Source organism: Emticicia sp. GW821-FHT11C11 (assembly GCF_058808615.1).
Genome location: NZ_JBXARV010000002.1, coordinates 193,194 through 211,068, shown reverse-complemented (window position 1 = coordinate 211,068; position 17,875 = coordinate 193,194). Strand labels below are relative to the sequence as shown.

Annotated in this window: 14 protein-coding genes; 7 read left to right on the top strand and 7 right to left on the bottom strand. The window is 41.9% G+C overall.

What is annotated here, in order from left to right:
- Positions 1 to 45 precede the first annotated feature (45 nt).
- Together AC1RRY_RS10785 and AC1RRY_RS10780 are read right to left on the bottom strand one after the other, a co-directional pair.
- The gene (locus AC1RRY_RS10785) at positions 46 to 2,454 is read right to left on the bottom strand and encodes a 3-hydroxyacyl-CoA dehydrogenase/enoyl-CoA hydratase family protein (RefSeq protein ID WP_492820975.1); all 2,409 of its coding nucleotides are present in this window, start codon (positions 2,452 to 2,454) and stop codon (positions 46 to 48) included.
- 437 nt (positions 2,455 to 2,891) lie between these two features.
- Positions 2,892 to 3,392, bottom strand: a complete 501-nt coding sequence (locus tag AC1RRY_RS10780; protein WP_492820977.1) for a DUF4442 domain-containing protein — start codon at positions 3,390 to 3,392, stop codon at positions 2,892 to 2,894.
- A gap of 322 nt (positions 3,393 to 3,714) precedes the next feature.
- Between AC1RRY_RS10780 and AC1RRY_RS10775 the strand changes: the two genes are divergently transcribed.
- From AC1RRY_RS10775 to AC1RRY_RS10755, 5 genes are all read left to right on the top strand, one after another.
- Complete coding sequence (locus tag AC1RRY_RS10775) at positions 3,715 to 4,566, top strand: cupin-like domain-containing protein (RefSeq protein WP_492820979.1); 852 nt, start codon at positions 3,715 to 3,717, stop codon at positions 4,564 to 4,566.
- Between the two features lie 3 nt (positions 4,567 to 4,569).
- On the top strand, positions 4,570 to 5,142 hold the full coding sequence (locus tag AC1RRY_RS10770; RefSeq protein ID WP_492820981.1) for a 5-formyltetrahydrofolate cyclo-ligase: 573 nt from the start codon (positions 4,570 to 4,572) through the stop codon (positions 5,140 to 5,142).
- 134 nt (positions 5,143 to 5,276) lie between these two features.
- Entirely contained in the window at positions 5,277 to 6,272 is a 996-nt protein-coding gene (locus tag AC1RRY_RS10765) for an aspartate-semialdehyde dehydrogenase (RefSeq protein ID WP_492820983.1), read from the top strand.
- Between the two features lie 218 nt (positions 6,273 to 6,490).
- Positions 6,491 to 7,801: a 30S ribosomal protein S12 methylthiotransferase RimO gene (gene rimO, locus AC1RRY_RS10760; RefSeq protein ID WP_492820985.1), complete on the top strand. Its 1,311-nt coding sequence runs from the start codon at positions 6,491 to 6,493 to the stop codon at positions 7,799 to 7,801.
- Between the two features lie 156 nt (positions 7,802 to 7,957).
- Complete coding sequence (locus AC1RRY_RS10755) at positions 7,958 to 8,770, top strand: tetratricopeptide repeat protein (protein ID WP_492820987.1); 813 nt, start codon at positions 7,958 to 7,960, stop codon at positions 8,768 to 8,770.
- Positions 8,771 to 8,776: 6 nt separating this feature from the next.
- Here AC1RRY_RS10755 and AC1RRY_RS10750 read toward each other — a convergent pair whose 3' ends face one another.
- Positions 8,777 to 9,622, bottom strand: a complete 846-nt coding sequence (locus AC1RRY_RS10750; protein WP_492820989.1) for an AraC family transcriptional regulator — start codon at positions 9,620 to 9,622, stop codon at positions 8,777 to 8,779.
- Positions 9,623 to 9,802: 180 nt separating this feature from the next.
- Between AC1RRY_RS10750 and AC1RRY_RS10745 the strand changes: the two genes are divergently transcribed.
- Entirely contained in the window at positions 9,803 to 10,630 is an 828-nt protein-coding gene (locus AC1RRY_RS10745; protein ID WP_492820991.1) for a phytanoyl-CoA dioxygenase family protein, read from the top strand.
- Positions 10,631 to 10,647: 17 nt separating this feature from the next.
- Here the strand turns inward: AC1RRY_RS10745 and AC1RRY_RS10740 are convergent, their stop codons facing one another.
- On the bottom strand, positions 10,648 to 11,835 hold the full coding sequence (locus AC1RRY_RS10740) for an MDR family MFS transporter (protein WP_492820993.1): 1,188 nt from the start codon (positions 11,833 to 11,835) through the stop codon (positions 10,648 to 10,650).
- Positions 11,836 to 11,966: 131 nt separating this feature from the next.
- On the opposite strand from AC1RRY_RS10740, the gene AC1RRY_RS10735 reads away from it, so the two are divergent.
- Positions 11,967 to 13,166 carry an acetyl-CoA C-acetyltransferase gene (locus AC1RRY_RS10735; RefSeq protein ID WP_492820995.1) on the top strand — a complete coding sequence of 400 codons (1,200 nt, stop codon included), beginning with the start codon at positions 11,967 to 11,969 and terminating at the stop codon, positions 13,164 to 13,166.
- Positions 13,167 to 13,242: 76 nt separating this feature from the next.
- Here the strand turns inward: AC1RRY_RS10735 and lolA1 are convergent, their stop codons facing one another.
- From lolA1 to AC1RRY_RS10720, 3 genes are all read right to left on the bottom strand, one after another.
- The gene (gene lolA1, locus AC1RRY_RS10730) at positions 13,243 to 13,890 is read right to left on the bottom strand and encodes an outer membrane lipoprotein periplasmic chaperone LolA1 (protein ID WP_492820996.1); all 648 of its coding nucleotides are present in this window, start codon (positions 13,888 to 13,890) and stop codon (positions 13,243 to 13,245) included.
- Between the two features lie 63 nt (positions 13,891 to 13,953).
- Positions 13,954 to 16,530: an FtsK/SpoIIIE family DNA translocase gene (locus tag AC1RRY_RS10725; RefSeq protein WP_492820998.1), complete on the bottom strand. Its 2,577-nt coding sequence runs from the start codon at positions 16,528 to 16,530 to the stop codon at positions 13,954 to 13,956.
- Between the two features lie 220 nt (positions 16,531 to 16,750).
- The gene (locus AC1RRY_RS10720) at positions 16,751 to 17,842 is read right to left on the bottom strand and encodes a creatininase family protein (protein ID WP_492821000.1); all 1,092 of its coding nucleotides are present in this window, start codon (positions 17,840 to 17,842) and stop codon (positions 16,751 to 16,753) included.
- Positions 17,843 to 17,875 lie beyond the last annotated feature (33 nt).

Below are 17,875 nucleotides of genomic sequence, written 5' to 3'. Positions count from 1 at the left end.
CAGCAATGCTAAAAGTAAGAGATTATTCAATGTAATTACTGTCAATTAATTTCTCGGAGGTTTGCCGCCACTCAATAGCCCCTGCATACGTTCAAGAGTTTTCTTCTCACCGGTTAGTGAAAGGAATGCTTCTCTTTCCAGATCAAGCAGGTATTGTTCCGATACTTTCTGCGGATAACTCAAATCACCACCACAGATAACGTAAGCCAGTTTTTCGGCAATTTTAGCGTCATGGCGTGAAATGTATTTACCCATCAACATACCGGTGATTCCGGCCTTGAAGAGGGCAATGCCCGTTTTACCCTGCACTTTAATATCGGTGCGTTGCATGGGTTGTGTGTAACCGTCTTCTGCCAGCTTGATTGCTTCGTCTTTCGCTTCGGCAATCAATCGGTTACGATTCAGTACAATCCTGTCTTTATTTGGTTTAAGGTAATTCATATCAAACGCTTCCTGTGCCGATGTCGAAACTTTTGCCTGAGCAATGTTCATAAAGGCATTCTGCAGAATGTTCAGCTCAGTATCACCTGTCTGATACATATCCGAGCAACGAACCGCCATTTCTTTAGTACCACCACCGGCAGGTATCAGACCTACACCCAATTCTACCAGACCCATATAGGTTTCGGCATGTGCCAGCACGCGGTCGGCATGCAAGTTAAGTTCACATCCGCCACCTAGTGCCAGATTGTGAGCAGCCGTTACTACCGGTATAGAAGAATACCGGGCGCGCATCATGGTTTGCTGAAACTGGGCAATCATCAGATTGATTTCGTCATATTCCTGCTCTACCGCAAACATAAACAACATAGCCAGATTGGCGCCTGCCGAGAACGCTTCGTTTGAATCGTTCCCAATCACCAGCCCTCTGAAATCTTTCTCTGCAATGGCATAAGCTTTGTTTAGCCCTTCAACAACTTCGGCACCAAAGGTGTTCATTTTTGAGTGGAACTCCACACCGGCTATACCGTCACCCAGGTCAAAAATAGTTGCTCCGGCATTTTTCCAGACAACATTGTTCTGGCGGAGAGTATCAAGAATGATAAGTGATTCTGAACCCGGTATTGTCTTATAGGTTTTACTCGGAATATCGTAATATTTACGTTTGCCGTCTTCAATTTTATAGAAACTTTCAAAACCTTCATCCAGCATTTCATACACCCATGTGGCCGGTTTCACGTTCATGTTTTCCATGATTTTCAACATGTTACGCACGCCAATGGCATCCCAGGTTTCAAACAGGCCGATCTCCCAGCCGAAACCTGCACAGATTGCTGCATCTATTCTGTAGAGTTCGTCAGCTATTTCAGGGATACGTCTGGTTGCATAGCGGAAGAAATCAGCAAATGTTTTTCTGTAAAATTCTCCTGCGTTGTCTTTGCCATTCAATAATATCGGAAAGCGCTTTTTCAGATTACTGATACTTTTAGTGCCTTCGAGTGTTGCAAATTTTACTTTCTCTGCAGGTTTGTATTCAAAAGTTTTCAGATCTAGTGCCAGAATAACCGTGCCACCGTTTTCATCTTTGGTTTTCTTGTAAAAGCCTTGCCCGGTTTTGTCTCCCAACCATTTGTTTTTCTGAAGTTTGGCCATTACCGTCGGTAGTTGGAAGGCGTCTTTTGACTCGTCAACGCGTAAAACTTTCGACAAGTTGTTACATACGTTTACGGTTGTGTCAAGCCCTACAATATCAGACAAACGGAAGGTGCCCGATTTAGGCCGGCCTATTACAGGGCCTGTTAATTTATCAATTTCCTCAACGGTCAGCCCCATATCTTCAGCTATACGTATGGTTTGTACCATGGCATATATACCCAGTCTGTTTGCAATAAAAGCGGGGGTGTCTTTACACAATACAGTTGTTTTACCCAGAAATAAATCACCGTAATTCATCAGGAAATTGACCACTACTGGATCCGTTTCTGATGTCGGAATAATTTCTAATAAGCGCAGGTATCTCGGCGGGTTAAAAAAGTGCGTACCGCAGAAGTGTTTCCTGAAATCTTCAGAGCGGCCTTTCGCCATTAACTGAATAGGAATACCCGAAGTATTTGACGTGACAAGTGTGCCCGGCTTGCGGAACTCGTCAACTTTTTCATAAATCGTTTTTTTAATATCCAAGCGCTCAACAACTACCTCTATCACCCAATCATAATCCGCAATTTTTGGCATGTCGTCATCAAAATTGCCAAGACTAACAAGTGACAACGCTTTCTGACTATATATAGGCGAAGGACTGGCCTTCACAGCCGAATTAAATAATTCGGTAACGATTCGATTACGAATGGCCGTCTGAGTAGTATCTAATTCTCCGTCTTTTTCTATATCACTTGCTTCTTTGGGTACCATATCGAGCAATAAGACCTCTACTCCAATATTAGCAAAATGCAAGGCAATACGACTACCCATAATACCAGCACCTAAAACAGCTACTTTTTTTATACTACGGTTCATGTTTGATTGAATATTATTTCTTATCTAAATAAGGTTTCTTATGAAACCCACAAATGTAAAGCATTAAACGTAAACGGCCTTTTAATCTGAATAACAAAAAAATAAGTAATTCCCTGATAAAAAAGACATATCAATTCAGTTTTGCTGTTTTATGCTTTCAGGAAAGTTTTTGTTGATTTTCCGGCTACTTTTCTATTGTTAAAAATATGATTTATAATCTAATTTTACTACTAAAACGAGATTGTTTTTATTACCTGGGTGCTCATCAGAATAAGAAGCGCCCGGATTTGCGGAGGAGTCTTTCCAAATGTTGCATTGAATTAAGTTTAAAAGTCTCACAGTGTATGGCATAACCGTATATAAAACACAAATTTAAGCTAACAAGTAAATAAAACTTTCTAATTTACTGAAACTTTTTACCTATTAGTTTTCGCTTTTTAGTTGATATTTAATTTTTTTGGTACCCAGGCCCAGATCATTTCTGCTACAACCACTTCCTCGTCGGTTTCGTCTGTAATTTTCACGGCTACACTTACATCTCCCTTTTCTGTTTCTCTGATTTCTCTTATTTGCTGGTCGGTTAAAGTTGCTATTGCTTTTTGTTGGCCCCGGCTGCGCTTAATGAACCTGACAGAGAGGTTTTTCATCAGCGGAAGCTTGTTGTCAGGTATGTTCATACCCAGCACCATTCCGGTTGCTGTTTCGGCCAGAAGTGTACTGGCGGCAGCGTGTATTTGCCCGATATGATTCTGAACTCTGGTTTTGTTTGGAAGTGTAATTACGACCTCATGGCAAGTCATTTTCTCGAAACGTATACCTGCAGTACCTACAAACTTGACTAATCTGCCGATGGAATAGTTACGTAACCAGCCTTGCAGAAAAACAGGCATTTTCTGAATCTTTGCAAGATTTCGATTAAGAACATTATTGTATTCCATTATGATTGAGCAAAAGATTTGCTATATTTCGGTGATTTTAAGCCATAGATTTTATTGCGTTTTTACTTAAAATAGTATGCAAGCATAATTTTTTTACAAAGATACTGTAAAGAAAATATTATGAAAGCATACTATTATAAAATTTGTTTCAATAAAGTTTATAAAATTCAGACAATAAAAATTTTAATTGGCAGAAGCATTTTTTGAAACCATTTTTTTATGCTGGTGGTTTTTATAAACAGCACTGAAATACAACACTCTACTGTTTTATTATTTTTATTGATTTGGTTTTATTCGATAAAAATTAAATAATTATTGTTTTATGGAACTGATACCTATAGAAAGACGCAGCAACTTAAGCCGGGAGGAGTTCATAGAAAATTATCTGAAGCCTAAGAAGCCGGTAGTATTTACCGATTTAGTGAAGGATTGGCCTGCTTTGGATAAATGGACTTTTGAATGGCTTCGGAAAAATTACGGACACATAGAAGTACCGCTTTTTGATAACCACGTACACGACGCAAAAACTTATTATCAGGCGGCTAAAACGATGCCATTCGGCGACTACCTGAGCCTGATAGAACAGGGGCCAACCGACTTGCGTATTTTCTTATTTGATATTTTTAAGAAAGTACCTGAACTGGCCAACGATATCCGTTTCCCGAATATCATGGATGGCTTCCTGAAGAGTTATAAGTTTATGTTTTTCGGCGGGCAAAACTCTGAAGTGAATCTTCACTACGATATGGATTGTTCACATGTATTCCTGACACAGTTCCAGACCCGTAAAAAGATTGTACTTTTTCCTCCTGAAGAAAGCGTTAATCTATATCAACATCCGTTTACGGTTCAAAGCCATGTGCATCCGCTTAAACCCGATTTTGAAAGATTTCCTGCATTTAAAAACTCTGTTGGGTATGAGGCTACTTTCGGGCATGGTGAAACGGTGTTTATTCCTTCTTTGTGGTGGCATTATATTAAATATGTTGATGGTGGTTTTAGCCTTGCTCTAAGAGCCAATGATTCGATCTTCACTACCGTGCGTGGTGGTTGGAATCTGGTTCGACATACTTTTGTAGATAAAGGTATGGCCAAAGTGATGGGTAGCCAATGGAAAGAGTGGAAAGAGAATAAAGCTAAAGAAAAAGCAGAACAATCTTTACAAGAGGCATGATGTATGAACAAAACAGCATTGAGAAAGGAGTACCTGCAGAAAAGAAAAGACCTGTCGGGTGCTGATAGCCGTGGCTATTCAAAGAAAATCCATGACTGGCTTTTCAGGAGTTTCCCTGTTCATAATTATGCTGTTATCCATACTTTTTTGCCCATCAGAAGAAAGAATGAAGTCGATACGCAATTGGTTATCAATACGCTGAAGAAAGATTTCAAGGCTGAAGTGGTAATACCGAAGAGCCATGACGACGGCAGCATGACCAATTATACGCTGAAAGATGACACGATTTTACTGGAAAATAAATTCGGAGTCCCGGAGCCTATCAATAGCTCACCACTAACAGTGGATGCGAAAGAAATAGACCTTGTATTACTGCCTTTGATTATTTTCGACAAACGTGGTTACAGAGTAGGGTATGGCAAGGGATACTATGATCGGTTTCTGGTGCAGTGCCGGCCTGATGTGGTGAAAATCGGCGTTTCTTTTTTTGATCCGGTAGATGCCATTGTGGATGTGAATGAGGCTGATGTAAAGCTGGATTATTGTATTACTCCGAACGGAATCTGGACTTTTTAAAATATTTTGGATTATTCCAAGAAAAGCAAATAAAAAACTATTATTTTTGTACCCCCAAAGCCCCTGTGAAAATTGGGGCTTTGTTGTAAATATATGTCTAACTAAAATTTCATCCTTTAAAAGGGTTGTTAATCATGAAAATCGCAGTTGTAGGTGCTACTGGGCTGGTAGGCACTGAAATCTTGAAAGTCTTGGCGGAACGCAATTTCCCCGTTACCGAAATCATTCCTGTTGCTTCAGAAAAATCAATTGGTAAGCAGGTTGAATTTAAGGGTAAGCAGTTTACAGTAGTAGGCTACGAAGACGCAATCAAGATGAAGCCTGCGGTGGCAATTTTTTCGGCTGGTGGAAGTACTTCGTTGGCCTTGGCTCCGAAATTTGCAGAAGCAGGCATCCCGGTTATTGACAATTCGTCAGCCTGGAGAATGGACCCTACCAAGAAATTGGTTGTGCCTGAAGTAAATGCTGATACGCTGACAGCAGAAGACAAAATTATTGCAAACCCAAACTGCTCTACCATACAGATGGTAGTGGTATTGAAGCCTTTGCATGATAAATACAAGATTAAGCGTGTGGTGGTATCAACGTATCAGTCGGTTACTGGTACAGGTAAAGCAGCTGTTGACCAGCTTTTTGCCGAAAGAAACGGTGACGAAAATGTGGCGAAGGTGTATCCACATAAAATAGACCTGAATGTGTTGCCACACATTGATGTTTTTCTGGACAACGGCTATACGAAAGAAGAAATGAAAATGACCAACGAGACCAAGAAAATTATGGGTGACGACAGCATTGCCGTAACGGCTACTACTGTGCGTATTCCAACAATTGGTGGGCACTCGGAGGCAGTGAATATAGAATTTGAAAATGAGTTTGACCTGGCTGAAGTTACTCAGATTCTGAGCGAAACGGAAGGCGTGATAATACAGGATGACCCCAAGAACTTTGTGTATCCGATGCCTATCAATGCACATGGTAAAGACGAGGTTTTTGTTGGGCGTATCCGTCGTGATGAGTCTCAGCCTAAAACAATCAATCTCTGGATCGTGGCAGATAACCTGCGTAAAGGAGCAGCTACCAATGCAGTTCAGATTGCTGAGTATTTGCTGGGCAAAGGTTTACTGGCATAATAGCCAATCAGGCATAAATAGCATAGAAAAGGGTATCGGTTATCGATACCCTTTTTATGTATTTAACAGGGTAAAAAGATGTTAGTATTTTGCATGAACAGCACTATTTGGGTCGGGGAGTAATGCGAAACTTTTTAATATCCTGTTCTTTTACGAACTTTGTAGTTTGAATAGCCGTTAAACTATTCTATCGTTACCATAATACAATCAATATTAAGTTGAAAACAAAAGGTTCAGTAAAGAATAAAGTAAACATAGTTACATTGGGTTGCTCTAAAAATCTGGTAGATTCTGAGGTGATTTACACGCAGTTAAAGGGCAATGGGTATAATGTAACACACGAGTCGAAAAAGGATGATGCCAATATAGTCATTATCAATACCTGCGGTTTTATTGATAATGCCAAACAGGAGTCCATAGATACCATTCTGCGCTATGCCGATGCCAAAGATGCCGGGGTAGTAGATAAAGTATATGTAACAGGGTGTTTGTCGCACCGATACAAAGACGAATTAGAGTCTGAAATACCGATGGTAGATGCCTGGTTTGGTACCAATGAGTTGCCTCGTTTACTTAAAACATTAAAGGCAGACTATAAACAGGAACTTGTAGGAGAACGTCTGTTGACCACGCCTGCGCATTATGCCTACATGAAGATTTCGGAAGGCTGCGATCGCCCCTGCAGTTTTTGTGCTATTCCGCTTATGCGCGGTAACCACATTTCAAAATCAATAGATGAGTTGGTATTGGAAGCCAGAAACCTGGTAAAAAAAGGCACAAAAGAATTGATACTTATTGCCCAGGATCTGACTTACTACGGGCTTGATATATACAAAAAAAGAGAGCTAGCTAACTTGCTCGATCGGTTGTCGGATGTGGAAGGGGTTGAGTGGATACGATTACAATATGCCTATCCGTCAGGATTCCCGCTTGATGTGCTGGATGTGATTAAAAACCGTTCGAATATCTGCAAGTATCTGGATATGCCTTTACAGCATGGCTCGACCGAAATGCTGAAACTCATGCGCAGAGGTATTACCCGCCAGAAAACCGAAGACCTGATTAAGACTATTCGTGATACCGTACCCGGCATTGCTCTGCGCACGACACTGATAACCGGACACCCCGGTGAAACCGAAGAGCATTTTGAAGAGATGTACCGGTTTGTAGAAGAAACAAGATTTGAACGTTTAGGCGTATTCCAGTATTCGCATGAAGAAAATACGCACGCATATACAATGCCCGACGATATTCCTGCTGAAGTAAAACAGGAACGTAATGATCTGATAATGGAATTACAGCAGGGGATTTCTCAGGAACTGAATCAGGAAAAAATCGGAAAGACTTTCAAGGTGTTGTTCGACCGGAAAGAAGGTGGATACTTTATCGGGCGTACAGAATTTGACTCACCTGAAGTTGATAATGAGGTGCTGGTGCCTGCGTCACAGTATGTTCGTCGTGGTGATTTTGCGAATATAAAAATAACCGGTGCTACCGAATTTGACTTATACGGAGAGGTAATTGCTTGATATTTCGTATAGGCAATTAGTTTCAGAAAAAGCGCAAAGTATTGGTGGAAAGCGGTACATTTAAATAGATTTTCGTTGAATTATTAAAATTTTCAAAAATTCTAATAATTTAGCAAGCCGGACGTTATTTATTTGAAGTTCATTTCAAGAAAAGTGATGAGATTGTATTTGTTTTCGTGTGTAACCTTACTTATTTCAGTAGAACTACTGGCTCAACAACCTGTTTTACGTGCGCAAAGTGCGAGTTTAGGTGCTGCTCCGTCGAACACTTCTCATAGCATTGCCAAGCCCAATTCGTTTGCTCCGGAAACCAAAAATGCTAAGAAACGTTTTGCTCCTACAGGTACTAATATTCATTTGATGCCGCTTTTCGGGGGATACGATAAAACCGAAGCTCAGAAATTAGTTGATGCCGAATTTCTGAAAGTTTGTGATCTGAACTTTAAAAGCCGGAAAGAAGCCAGTGAGTTTTTTTCCTTAAGAGCCTGGGAGTACCTGAGTGAAGGACAGAGAGATACAGCTACCTACCGATTCAATCTGGCATATCTGCTTAATGACGAAAATGTTGACGTATATTGGGGCTTGGGCGTGATAAACTATCAGAACGAGAAATATGAAGAGGCGATAAATCTGATGGAACACGGACTGCAATTAGACAATGAAGATAACACTACGCTGATGGTCGATTTGTCGACAGTATATCTGAAATGGTATATGGTTGATAAGAAGACAGAGCATCTTGACAAAACATTCAGTTTATTGACAGAGGTAGTCAGGAAATCGCCGGAATATGCCAATGCCTACATGCAGTTGTCTTTAGCTAAACTGACCAATAACGAGATTGACGAAGCCTGGGCAAATTTCCATAAAGGCTACGAGCTGGATCCACAAAGTGGTAATCCCGAAATTCTGCAGGCTTTGCTTGAAAAGAAAGAAGATCCTAAACGTATCTTCAAAAAAGCTCAATAGACTTATTTATCCGTATCGCCTTCTGTAAACCAACGGAGTAACTCCTGTCTGGCTTTTGAATATTCTGTGGAAATGCGACAGGTTCTGAAACCCGCATTCAATGCTAATCTGGCTGATATCCAATTGATTATCCATCAACATTTTGCGGGCGTTACTCAGCCTGATTTCGTTCAGAAAATAGATGTACGTCTTTCTGGTACGTGATTTAAAATAACGGCAAAACGATGGAACGGTTAAATTGGCAATTTCGGCTACTGTTTCCAATGAAATATCTTCTTTAAAATTCTCCAGTGTGAACTCCAGAATTTTCCTCATCCGCTCATTTTCGGTTTCATCCGGCTTAATACTGAATCCTTCGCTGGCCAGTAACTGATAATTCTCACATTTTGATAATTGCTCAAGCGCTTCAATCAAAGCAATCAATCGGGCTATTCCGTCCGCTTCAAATACTTTTCTGATGAGAGGCGCCAGCCCCTCGGGGAATCTGATACCGGAAGCCGCCAGGTTTAGAAGTGCTATAATTGATTTGCATTCCGGCAGGCTGCTCAGGATATTATCTGTAAAAACCGGAGAAAACTGAATTACGATGGCTTCATGCAATTCTTCTTCCTTTTTACCCGTAGAATCACTCCGCCAGAAATGCGGGAGATTGGAGCCGAGCAAAACCAGGTCACCTGCTTCAAAAGTTGATACGTGGTCACCCACAAATCTTTTCCCCTGGCCTTTTACAATCAGAGTCAGTTCGTATTCCGGGTGATAGTGCAGCGGAGCATCAAACTGAGGTAAAGCAATATATCTTGTCAGAAATGAAGAACCTTCATTGGTTATTACTTTTTCGAACAGGGCTTTCATTGAGGCAATAGATTGAAACACCGTTACGATTCAGATAACAGTGCATTAATTAACATGTATAAATTTATGAGTTGTAAATTTATGTTAAAATACTATATAAAAATGAGAATAATTAATATTTTTCTTTGAAAAATTCTACCTTATTTTGTGCACTCTATTCAACCTTAACATGATTAGGCAATGATAGCCGGTTTAGAAAAAACATCACTTTTGCTACAACTAAAAGAACCCTTTCAATTGTCGGAAGAATCCATTGCGTTTTACAGAGAAAACGGTTATGTGAAGTTGAAGCATGTACTTTCAGCAGAGGTATTGGCTTATTATGGCGAAATCATTACCGATTGGGTTTTTAAACTCAACAAGCTCACAAAACCCATGGAAGAACGTACCACTTATGAAAGGGCTTTCTTGCAGATTATGAATATGTGGCGAGAGAATGATGATGTAAAAGAGTTTGTTTTTTCTGAACGACTGGCACGCATTGCTGCGGAATTGATGGGAGTCTCCGGCGTGAGACTCTATCATGACCAGGCCCTTTACAAAGAACCTTCGGGAGGTATCACTCCCTGGCATGCCGACCAGTTTTACTGGCCTTTGTCTAATGCCAACACCATTACGGTGTGGATTCCCCTTCAGGCAACTCCTATGGAAATGGGCCCGCTGGCATTTGCAGAAAAAAGCCAGAACGTAGAAATCGGTCGCAACAAAGAAATATCTGACGAGTCTGAAGCCTTACTGACCGAAACGCTGAAACAGTTTTCGATGAACGATACGCCTTTTGAATTAGGAGAAGTCAGTTTTCATGCCGGATGGACTTATCACCGTGCCGGTGCGAATTTATCCAACAAAGCGCGTAAAGTAATGACCATGATTTACATGGACAAAGACATCAGAATCGTAGAACCTACCAACGAATATCGTGTGGCAGACTGGCAAACCTGGCTTGGCAGCAAGCCGGTTGGTAGTATTGCAGACGGAGAGCTAAACCCTATACTATACTTATCCTGAGGATTTCAAGCGGGGCTTTACACCAGTTTTTTTCGTAAAGCTCCGAATCCTATGGTCGCTATCAGACCTAAAGACCCCAGAATATACCAGAGTGCATCATAGCCAAACAGGGCAATGGTTTGTGTGCCTATCAATGGCGCTGAAATCTGTGCAACAGACCAGCTCATGGCATACATGGCTGAATACTGTCCGCGGTTATGAGGTTTCGCCCGCTCAATGCTGAAAGCGTTCATAAATGGCATGGCAAACATTTCGGAAAAAGTAGCAAAGATGATACCCACAATAAGCCAGGCATAATTATGTGTAAGCAAGAAAATAATATAATTGGGTACCACCAGAAATGCCCCCAAACTGATTAATGACAAACGCCTGAATTTTCCTTCAATTTTATAAATAAATATCATCTCAAACAGGGCTACTATCAGGCCATTCAAACCAAGTAAATAGCCGATCTGCACTTCCGATAAATTACATGCCTGTTTGTAGAATAGTGGCCCGATGGTAAATAATTGCGAGAAGGCAATGGCATATAGCGTAGCCAGCAGTATGAAAACCATATACAGCCGGTCTCTTAAAGCCGAATCTTTTTTGTCTGCAACAATGGTTTTTTCTTCAACTGTTTTTTTCTTGCGTGTACTTCTTAAAAATGCCCAGACCATCAGGCCGGCACCCATATTGGTAAAGCCATCGGCCCAGAAAAGCAGGGTGTAATCGTAGGCAGCCAGGAAACCTCCGATAGCAGGGCCAATAGACCAGCCCACATTGATAGCCAGACGAATGAGCGATACTGAACGCGTAAAGTTTTCAGGAGTGCTGAAATCTGCAATAGAGGCTGTGTTAGCAGGTCGGTAAGCCTCCCCGAAAGTACTCAAGCAAAAGGCGCAGATACCTAACATATAAAAGTGCTGAACCTGCACCATTACGATAAACATGATTCCACCGAGAAACAGGCTCCAGAACTGCACCGGGTAGTATCCGATCTTATCGGTGAGTTTTCCGCCCATCCAGGTGCCGAAAATAGAACCGGCTCCGAATAGCGTCATTACCACACCTGCCTCCTGTATACTGAAATGAAGTTTCTGTGTAAGATATACCGTCAGGAAAGCGATTACCATTGTACCGCTGCGGTTGATAAACATTACAATTGCCAATAACCACACCTGCTTTGAAAGACCACCGAAAGCATTGCGAAACAAGGAAATCATCTGGAAGAATAATAAGGTAATAGCGCTTAAGCAAAGGTAATGGTTTCGGTGCTTGCATCAAACTAAACTATTTCTTAGTTTTGTCAGAAGAGTATGCAAGCATACTAATTCTAACAAAACCTATAAAACAAATGGAAGCTTACATATATGACGCCATCAGAACCCCACGTGGGCGTGGCAAGTCAGATGGCACTTTGCACGATATTCAGCCGGTGCAATTGTTATCCACAGTTTTGAAAGCAATAAAAGAGCGCAATAATTTAGACACTTCTTATGTCGATGATTTGATTGTGGGTTGTGTTTCGCCGATAGGTGAGCAAGGAGGAGACATTGCCCGTGCGGCTGTACTTGATTCGGGCTACGCTCAAACAGTAGCAGGTGTGCAGGTGAACCGGTTCTGTTCATCGGGTCTGGAGGCCATCAATATGGCAGCGGCTTATGTAATGTCCGGGCAGTCGGATTTACTGGTTGCCGGGGGAGTAGAATCAATGTCACGAGTACCAATGGGGTCTGACGGAGGCGCTATGATGATGAACCCACAGATAATAGCCCGCCACAACATTGTGCCGCAGGGTATTTCAGCCGATCTGATAGCTACTAAATACGGTTATTCAAGAACAGATTTAGATACATTTGCGGCTGAGTCAGTTCGCCGCGCGGTAGAGGCGCAGAAAAACGGCTTTTATAAATCGATGGTAGCTGTGAAAGATGAAATAGGATTAACCGTACTCGACCGAGACGAGGGTATCCGACCGGACACCACGGTGGAATCACTGAGTAAATTAAAACCTGCCTTTGAAATGATGGGCGGCATGGGTCTTGATGCACTGGCATTGCTTAAGTATAATGAGCTGGTGGCCATTAACCATGTACATCACGCAGGTAATTCATCACAGATTAGTGATGGGGCAGGGGTTTTGTTGATTGGTAACAAAGAAACCGGACAAAAACTCGGACTGAAACCGAGGGCAAAAATAAAAGCCTTTGGTGTAGTGGGGTCAGACCCTACTATTATGCTCACGGGGCCGGTTCCGGCTACGCAGAAAGTATTGAAGCGAGCGGGCATGTCTATTAACGATATTGATATTTTTGAAGTAAATGAAGCCTTTGCAGCCATACCGATGTTGTTTATGGATCAACTGGGGGTAGACCACAGCAAAGTAAATGTGAATGGTGGCGCTATTGCCCTGGGGCATCCGCTAGGAGCAACCGGTGCTATTCTTTCAGGTGCTTTGCTTGATGAGATGGAACGAACTAATAAAGCAACAGGTCTGGTGACGCTTTGCATTGGTGGAGGTATGGGAATTGCAACAGTGTTTGAGAGGGTGTAGTAGTCTGGAAATAATGAAAAGAGTCCGTTTCAATAACATATCTGAAACGGACTCTTCTATTTTATCGCAAAATTTATCAGCGTAAATCAACTATTTCAGCACCCGGATACAATTTTTTATCGAAGGTGAAAAGTTTGTCGTCAGCAGGAAAGTTGGGTATAAACTTGTCGACTCTGAAAACCGTACGTTTACCGCTTTTATCCCATATTTTCCAAGATTTCAAAGATTTATCTTTCTTATCAACTTTCATCTGAATCTTCGCCACATTACCCGATTTGCTTTCAGGCGTAAGCTCTATTAATTCATAAGCCTGATTCCCTTCTTTTGTTTCACCTGCATGAATGTATTTGTAGCCTTTTTTGTAAAGGTTGTAGATACCTGTAGGAGACAGAGCGTCGTCAGAGGCAGGGTCAAACTCTGTAATATTTACTTCATTGGTTTCTTTTACATAAGTATAGAGGTCTTTGCCATTGGTAAAAACTTCCTGACCTGCTATTTTTAAACGGAACTTCTCGCCCTTTACTGTTACATCGCCTTTCGTACTTTCGAGCAACTGCGCATTACTGCCTTCCACACCATATGTGAACGAAGCATTGAATGATTTCATACCCAGATACTTACGGCTCACCTCGTCCAGAATAACCGTGGCTTTAGGGTCTTTCTGGGCAAATGCAATAGTAGTTGAAACAAACAAGCCGCTTATTATTAAAAACAATTTCTTCATCTGTTAAACATTTAATTGAGATTACTTACGTGTTAGACCAAAAATCTGTACCAGGGATTAATATTAACGCAGATTACGTAAAACTTCTTCCAGATGAGTAAGGTCTTTTACCAGTACCTCACGCGCCTTGCTGCCTTCAAATGGCCCTACAATACCGGCACCTTCCAACTGATCAATAATCCGACCGGCCCGGTTATAACCCAGTTTCATTTTTCGTTGTATCAGAGAGGTGCTTCCTTGCTGGTGTGTAACCAACAGGCGTGCGGCTTCTTCAAACATGGAATCCAGTTCAGACGCGTCAAAATCCTGTGTTTCGCCTTCATCGTCACCATAAAACTCAGGTAACATGTAGGCCGACTCATAGGCTCTCTGGCTTCCGATAAACTCGCATATTTCTTCCACCTCCGGCGTATCAACAAACGGACACTGCAGACGAACCATATCAGACCCCATTGAAAGCAGCATGTCGCCATTGCCTACCAGTTGCTCTGATCCTCCGGTATCGAGGATGGTTCGTGAATCAATTTTTGAAGTTACTTTGAACGACAAACGCGCTGGGAAGTTGGCTTTAATAAGCCCTGTGATCACATTTACCGAGGGGCGTTGCGTAGCTACAATCAGGTGAATACCAATGGCACGGGCAAGCTGGGCAAGGCGTGCAATGGGTTGCTCTACTTCTTTTCCGGCGGTCATCATCAAGTCGGCCAACTCATCTATAACAAGTATTATATATGGTAAATATTTATGGCCTTTTTCAGGATTCAGGCGACGTTGCACAAACTTGACATTATATTCACGGATATTCCGTACTCCGGCATCTTTCAGCAGGTTATAGCGGTTATCCATTTCAATACACAAAGAATTGAGCGTATAGATTACTTTTTTGGTATCGGTAATAATGGCCTCTTCAGAGTTTGGCAACATGGCCAGAAAATGCCGTTCTATCTTGTTATAAAGTGTTAACTCTACCTTTTTGGGATCAACCAGCACAAACTTTATTTGCGACGGGTGCTTTTTGTAAAGCAAAGAAGTAAGAATCACATTCAGACCGACTGACTTACCTTGTCCGGTTGCACCGGCCATCAGCAAGTGGGGCATCTTGGCGAGGTCAGTAATAAATACCTCGTTTGAAATAGTCTTGCCTAAAATGATTGGTAGCTCGAAAGTACTTTTCTGAAATTTCTCGTTCGAAATCACCGATTTCATAGTTACCATCTCCCGGTTTTTGTTCGGTACCTCAATACCGATTGTACCCTTACCCGGCATGGGAGCAATGATACGAATACCCAAAGCCGCCAGATTTAGCGCGATATCGTCTTCCAGGTTCTTTATTTTAGATATTCTGATACCGGCATCAGGAACAATTTCATAAAGTGTAACCGTTGGCCCAATGGTAGCTTTGATGCTCGAGATACCAATCTGGAAGTTGCGCATCGTTTCTACGATTTTGTTCTTATTGGCCTCCAATTCCTCTTCGGTTACTTTTCCTCCGGCATTGTTGTATTCGCTCAACAGATTTACCGGTGGATATTGATAATTGCCTAAGTCGAGTGTAGGATCGTACAAGCCGTGGTCTTTCAGTACTTTTTCATTGACATCATCTTCATCCAGGTCGCCGTCTTCATCCTCCTGTGGCGTTTCATTGGTTCTGGTGTCTTCAATAATGAAAGTAGGACCTCCTCTCAAAGACTCATTGGTTTGGGTGCTTTTTGCAGGATCAGCTTTTTCTATTTCCAATTCAACACCGTTACGGCCTGAAGGTGCAGGTGTATGCGTGATATTCTCTGAAAATGCTTTTTCTTCAAAAGGTCTGGGTACTTCTATTTCTTCCAACACTGGCTCAGACCTGCGGAACTCTTCCTGCACAGGCTCTTTCCGTCTGAATGTCGGTTCATCAAAAGGCAATACATCTTCGTCCAGGTCTACCTGTACTGCATTCCGGATACGTTCGGTGGCCAGGTCTTCTTTGGGCGCACGATTGAAAACTTTGACTATAAACCAGTCGTCGATAGTAGAGTAACCGTGAAAAAATATCAACCAGGCAACTAGTACCAGCATGATCATCAATATGCCTCCTGTAGCAATGGTATGATAAAGGAATTTGTTGACCGAATAACCGATGCCGCCACAGAATATCCCGGCGGGTAACTCAAACAATGAAACAAAATAACCGAGACAGATACTTGACCAGAAAATATAGAAAACACTGCCTATAGTGAAGCGATTCAGGCTTTGATTCAATAAGTCTTTTTTGAAAACGAGCCGGAATCCAGCCCAGAATATAATAGGAATCCAGCCGAATGCAGAAATGCCGAACCATTCGAAAATAAAATAGTGTGATAAATAAGCGCCCATTAAGCCCATCATGTTGCGGGGCTTAAGCTCTGTTTGTTCAAGTGAGGCACTGAAAGTACGTTGCACGATATCCTGATCGGCATCTCCTACCATCAGGTGTGAAACGAATGAAACGAGAAGAATGACCGAGAGAACAAGCAGGAAGGCTCCAAATGCCAGCACGTAGCTTTCAGTACTTACGTTAATCTCAATGGGTCCTTGTGTTTCGCTGCTACCCGAACCTTTCGAAGCAGTACGTTGGGTATTCTTCGGTGGCTGCTTTTTACGAAATGTATTACCGGACATCTTATAATTTTATTAGGAAAGCTATGAATTTTAAAACAAATATATAAATCTTAGGATAAAAACCCTTAAAATTCAGGTAAAATAGTATTTAATGGTTCCTTAAAAGGTTGGTAGCCAAGCGAATCGGGAATGTGATTTTCAAGGTAATAGCCGGGTACAATATGCTTGTTAAGAATAAACGTAATGACCTCGTTTTTACTGATAATTTACCTGTAAAAAATTATCTGCCTGCCTTCGTGACCCAGAATCGTTCCCCTCTGAACTGGCACCAGGCTTTGCTGAATACCCCTGACTCGTTTTTCACAAACAGGATATTCATGTTCATTGACGAAAAATAATCGGGGGCATCCTGATAGAGATGAAAGAAATTCCGGGTGTCTCGTCCGTTCCATACAAAATGTAGCGTATTGTCATTCTGGCTTATCACCAGTTTTCTTCCGGTGGCGTCTTCATAAGTACCAACGTACTGCGCAAATTCTGCTGTTCTGTTTTTTATCGAAGGAAGCGCACAAGTAGCAATACTGTCAATTTCTTTCATGAGTTCATGAGCAAACGATGCCAGATTTTTCTCTCCTTTTTCTCTGGTACCCAGAGCGGCATAGCCATTGATTCCGCTGGTGTTCAGGTTTCCTCCTTCAATCATTACAGGTGTCATGTTGCCACTTTTGCCTTTCATGCTCGAGTCGTTCACGGCCTGGCCCATATCAACTAAATCGGGGCGGATGCTTAATACGTTAGAGGTTTCCAGTTCGTCGGCATGTCCGCTATAAGTTTTGGTTCTGAAACGGGCTTCTGCTTTATCGAAAGAGGGGCGGTCGTAACGACTAAAATAGAGTAATATACCTTCCTCAGCAAGCGTTTTTGCTGCGGTTTCAAGCGTGGGGGTGGTGCTGACCCCGACATTGATGATGTAAAACCGTCGTGGCCCGTATCCGGCCAGACTCCTCACAATTTCTACGACCATATTGGTAGCAGTAGCAAAAGAGGTACTGGTAGAACCCGGATATTTAAGAAAAGCCGGATAAAATCCATAGCTGACAGTAGGAGTGATAACTACCTTTTTTTTCGCAGCTACTCTTTTTGCCAGTGCTTCTGCTTGCAGGAAATCAGTTGAAAGGGGTAGATGAGGACCATGTTCTTTAGCACCCGCCCCGAGTGGGATTACAATTACCGTTTCACGGTTCAGTATTTTTCTGGCTTCTGTCCAGCTGATGTCTTCCAGATATATGGCCTCGTTGGTTGCCGGGTTACCTTGTTGTGCAAAACTGTTGAGTGTAATGCTTAGGAGTATAAGGGAGTAGATTTTTTTCATATCAAAGGGAATAATGGTTAGTTATATCGATTA

Excerpts from the sequence above, each read along its gene's own strand:
- AC1RRY_RS10775 (WP_492820979.1), top strand. The coding sequence starts at position 3,715 with ATGGAACTGATACCTATAGAAAGACGCAGCAACTTAAGCCGGGAGGAG.
- AC1RRY_RS10720 (WP_492821000.1), bottom strand. The coding sequence starts at position 17,842 with ATGAAAAAAATCTACTCCCTTATACTCCTAAGCATTACACTCAACAGT.
- AC1RRY_RS10765 (WP_492820983.1), top strand. The coding sequence starts at position 5,277 with ATGAAAATCGCAGTTGTAGGTGCTACTGGGCTGGTAGGCACTGAAATC.
- AC1RRY_RS10725 (WP_492820998.1), bottom strand. The coding sequence starts at position 16,530 with ATGTCCGGTAATACATTTCGTAAAAAGCAGCCACCGAAGAATACCCAA.
- AC1RRY_RS10780 (WP_492820977.1), bottom strand. The coding sequence starts at position 3,392 with ATGGAATACAATAATGTTCTTAATCGAAATCTTGCAAAGATTCAGAAA.
- lolA1 (WP_492820996.1), bottom strand. The coding sequence starts at position 13,890 with ATGAAGAAATTGTTTTTAATAATAAGCGGCTTGTTTGTTTCAACTACT.
- AC1RRY_RS10740 (WP_492820993.1), bottom strand. The coding sequence starts at position 11,835 with ATGATTTCCTTGTTTCGCAATGCTTTCGGTGGTCTTTCAAAGCAGGTG.
- AC1RRY_RS10735 (WP_492820995.1), top strand. The coding sequence starts at position 11,967 with ATGGAAGCTTACATATATGACGCCATCAGAACCCCACGTGGGCGTGGC.
- AC1RRY_RS10770 (WP_492820981.1), top strand. The coding sequence starts at position 4,570 with ATGAACAAAACAGCATTGAGAAAGGAGTACCTGCAGAAAAGAAAAGAC.
- AC1RRY_RS10755 (WP_492820987.1), top strand. The coding sequence starts at position 7,958 with ATGAGATTGTATTTGTTTTCGTGTGTAACCTTACTTATTTCAGTAGAA.
- AC1RRY_RS10745 (WP_492820991.1), top strand. The coding sequence starts at position 9,803 with ATGATAGCCGGTTTAGAAAAAACATCACTTTTGCTACAACTAAAAGAA.
- AC1RRY_RS10785 (WP_492820975.1), bottom strand. The coding sequence starts at position 2,454 with ATGAACCGTAGTATAAAAAAAGTAGCTGTTTTAGGTGCTGGTATTATG.
- AC1RRY_RS10750 (WP_492820989.1), bottom strand. The coding sequence starts at position 9,622 with ATGAAAGCCCTGTTCGAAAAAGTAATAACCAATGAAGGTTCTTCATTT.